Annotated in this window: 1 pseudogene; it reads left to right on the top strand. The window is 58.9% G+C overall.

Going from position 1 to position 236, the window contains the following annotated elements:
- Nucleotides 1-236 (top strand): annotated as a pseudogene (locus ACI77H_RS30035) (hypothetical protein); the annotation flags it as partial.

Below are 236 nucleotides of genomic sequence, written 5' to 3' on the forward strand. Positions count from 1 at the left end.
ATCCAAGGCCTCTTCCGCGAAGTCCCCTTACCCGTGCGCTTCAATCGCCAGCGCCGAGAGGTCTGTGTCCCTCGCGATGATGGTGAGTACTGGATCGTCCCTTGGGAAACCGTCACGGCCGCCGCCACCCAGCACTCGTCGGTCAGTCAGGCCGGTAAAGCCACGATGGGTTTACTGGTCATCGGTTTCGAAAACCCGGACCCGTTAGCCAAGGAAGACAACAAGCATTTTTCGCT

Origin of the sequence: Pseudomonas sp. O230 (assembly GCF_045447035.1) — a bacterium.
Taxonomy (GTDB): domain Bacteria; phylum Pseudomonadota; class Gammaproteobacteria; order Pseudomonadales; family Pseudomonadaceae; genus Aquipseudomonas.